Origin of the sequence: Schnuerera sp. (assembly GCF_035459645.1) — a bacterium.
Taxonomy (GTDB): domain Bacteria; phylum Bacillota; class Clostridia; order Tissierellales; family Tepidimicrobiaceae; genus Schnuerera.
On the sequence record NZ_DATHXO010000196.1, the window covers coordinates 1 to 3,534 of the forward strand.

At 30.8% G+C, this 3,534-nt stretch carries 2 protein-coding genes; one reads left to right on the forward strand and one right to left on the reverse strand.

Features of this window, described 5'->3' with window-relative positions:
* A partial coding sequence (locus tag VK998_RS04725; protein WP_325226067.1) for a CPBP family intramembrane glutamic endopeptidase occupies positions 1 to 759 on the reverse strand: 759 nt, incomplete at its 3' end.
* A gap of 289 nt (positions 760 to 1,048) precedes the next feature.
* Between VK998_RS04725 and VK998_RS04730 the strand changes: the two genes are divergently transcribed.
* Positions 1,049 to 3,534, forward strand: a 2,486-nt coding sequence (locus tag VK998_RS04730) for an acyl-CoA dehydratase activase (protein WP_325226070.1), incomplete at its 3' end; no start/stop codon positions are given.

Below are 3,534 nucleotides of genomic sequence, written 5' to 3' on the forward strand. Positions count from 1 at the left end.
CTTACTAAGATCTATATTATTTACTTTAGCTAACAATCGTATAAGCATATATATGATAACTACCGAAAAAATCACTGATACAAAACAGTTAATAAAGCTTGGACTAGATGCATACCCTATATTAGGATCTGGTGGGTACAAATAGTCTACGATTATAGGGAATCCGTTATTTATAAAGTGGATTATCATTCCAGCATATATAGAGTTTGTAGCAAATACCAAATAACTGGCAATGAACCCAGCAACAAAGGTATGGAAAAACTGGAAGGAATTTAGATGAAGCATTCCGAATAGCAATCCATTCATTAAAGCAGCAACAAAATAACTTTTGTTTCTATACCCATCTAATATAATACCCCTCATAAGAACTTCTTCAAATATAGCAGGTGTTATAGCAGTAAATAAAAGGTTTCCTATAAAAGTATCATGGGAATCATTGGCTATAATATCTGCTAACGTATCTCCGAATAATTTAGTATATAAAGTGACAATTGATACCATAATTGGTAAGGTGCAAAACCAGATAGCAAAGATGATAATAGTACTTTTAAAATCCAATATATTAGGTCTTAAAATTCTTTCTGCATATTTTCTATTGATGAATAAATATATACTAATGGGTATTAAAAAAGCTACATATTGATATGCATTAAAAGGTATAGGTAAAAATTGTACCACTATAGACCATATAATCACACACATGTAGAAAAGATTTACTTTATATATTTTACGTTCCTGTCTTAATACTTTACTTTCCATGAGTCTCTCCTTTAAGTCTTATAATATTATTATACATGAAATTATATTATTCTCCAACTAAATAAATATGTAGTATAATAGAGTTAAAGGGAAAAATAGTCACATTTTAAAATCAATAATTGATACCTTTGAACATCCTAAAAGGATGAGATTATCAAGGGATTAACAATGTTTGTAATTGTCAATCAACTGTGCTATAATTCACTTAATCTAATCTCGTTATTTAAAAAGTTGTTGCTGCTATATATAAAAAAGACAAGGGGGTAGAGCAGTTAACTGCGAAGATATGATAAATTTACGTGTAGGTTTAGATGTTGGCTCCACTACTGTTAAATTAGTGGTTTTAAATTCAACATATGATATTGTATATAGTACTTATAGGAGACATTATTCTGATGTTAAACAAAGTGTAAAAGATGTTATATTAGATGCCTATAAGAGATTTAAAAATGAAGTAGTAACTATTATGGTAACTGGCTCAGGAGGACTTTCTGTTAACAAATGGTTAGATATTCCCTTTATTCAGGAAGTTGTTGCTTCTACTACTGGTATTAGAAAATTTATTCCAGAAACAGATGTAGCCATTGAATTAGGTGGAGAAGATGCAAAGATTACTTATTTAGATGGGAATGTTGAACAGAGGATGAATAGTATCTGTGCTGGTGGAACTGGCGCTTTTATAGACCAAATGGCATCCTTAATTGAAACTGATGCTGAAGGATTGAATGAATTATCAAAGAAACATGATAATATTTATTCCATTGCTTCTAGATGTGGAGTATTTGCAAAAACAGATATTCAGGCTTTAATCAATCAAGGAGTATCTAAGGAAAATATAGCAGCTTCCGTATTTCAATCTGTAGTAAATCAAACTATATCCAATCTTGCTTGTGGAAGACCTATCAAAGGGAAAGTTGCTTTTTTAGGAGGGCCATTACATTTTTTATCTGAATTAAGAAAAAGATATGTGGAAACATTGAAGCTATCTAAAGAAGAAATAATATTTCCAGATAACTCTCAATTGTTTGTAGCTATAGGGGCAGCAGTTGCTTCAGTAGAGGAGAAAGCTATTAGTTTTGAAGAATTAAAAAATAGATCATTGAATTCAAAAGGGACTATAGAGTCAGAGATTAAAAACATAAGACCATTATTTATAGATGAAAAGGAATTAGAAGATTTTAGAGAAGAACATATAACTCATAAAATGAAATATAAAGATATTCGTAATCATAAAGGTAAATGCTATCTTGGAATAGATGCAGGTTCTACGACTACAAAAGCTATTCTTATAGATGATGATAACAATATTCTATATTCATATTATGGGAATAATAAGGGGAAACCTTTAGATTTGACAATTGAAATTTTAAAAGACATTTATGATAAATTACCTGAAGGACAGAGAATCACCCACTCTACCGTTACTGGCTACGGTGAAGATTTTATAAAAGCTGCGTTAAATATAGACATAGGTGAAGTAGAAACTATGGCACATTATAAGGCAGCACTTTTTTTCCAGCCTAAGGTGGATTTTATTTTAGACATTGGTGGGCAAGATATGAAATGTATGAAAATAAAGAATGGAGTAATAGATAGTATTCTTCTAAATGAGGCATGTTCCTCAGGGTGTGGTTCCTTTTTAGAAACTTTTGCTCATTCATTAAATATGTCTGTAGAGGATTTTTTGAATGAAGGACTTTTGGCTAAGAATCCAGTAGATTTAGGTTCAAGATGTACTGTTTTTATGAATTCTAAAGTAAAGCAAGCTCAAAAAGAAGGAGCTACTATTGGTGATATTGCAGCAGGGCTTTCCTATTCTGTAATAAAAAATGCAATACAAAAAGTCATTAAGGTAAGGGATCCAAAAGAATTAGGAGAGAATATTGTAGTTCAAGGAGGAACATTTTACGGAGATGCAATTTTAAGGTCTTTTGAATTGGTATCAAAAAGAAAAGTAGTTAGACCTGATATCCCAGGACTTATGGGAGCTTTAGGGGCAGCATTAATTGCCAAAGAAAGATATGAAGAAGGAATAGAGTCCAATATACTATTAAAGAATCAATTAGATAATTTTACTTATAAGACTAAAAGAGCTAATTGTGGAAGATGTAGCAATAATTGTTCTTTAACAATAAATATTTTTTCAGATGGAAAAAGATATATAACCGGAAATAGATGTGAAAGAGGAGCAGGAATAGATAAAGGGACTAGGAATATACCGAATCTATATGAATATAAATATAAAAGGACTTTTGGGTATGAATCTTTATCTAAGGATGAGGCTAGAAGGGGTACAGTAGGAATTCCAAGAGTTTTGAATATGTATGAAAATTATCCATTTTGGCATACCTTCTTTACAAACTTAGGCTTTAGAGTTGTGTTGTCCAATGAGTCCAATAGGGAAGTGTACGAAAAAGGGATTTCATCTATACCAAGTGAGACTGCTTGTTATCCAGCGAAAATATCTCATGGACATATAATGGATTTAATAGAGAAAGATATAGATTTTATATTTTATCCTTCCATATTTTATGAGAAAAAGGAAGATGATGAAGTTGATAACCATGTAAATTGTCCTGTAGTAATAGGATATTCAGAAGTAATAAAACATAATGTGGATGAGGTAATGCATGATGATATATTGTTCTTAAATCCATTTTTATCCTTTGATAATAAATCTGGGTTGAAGAAAAGGCTAAATGACGAATTGAAAGTTTTTGATATACCTTTTAAAGAAATAAAAATAGCCGTAGATACAGCTTGGGATGAGCTAAT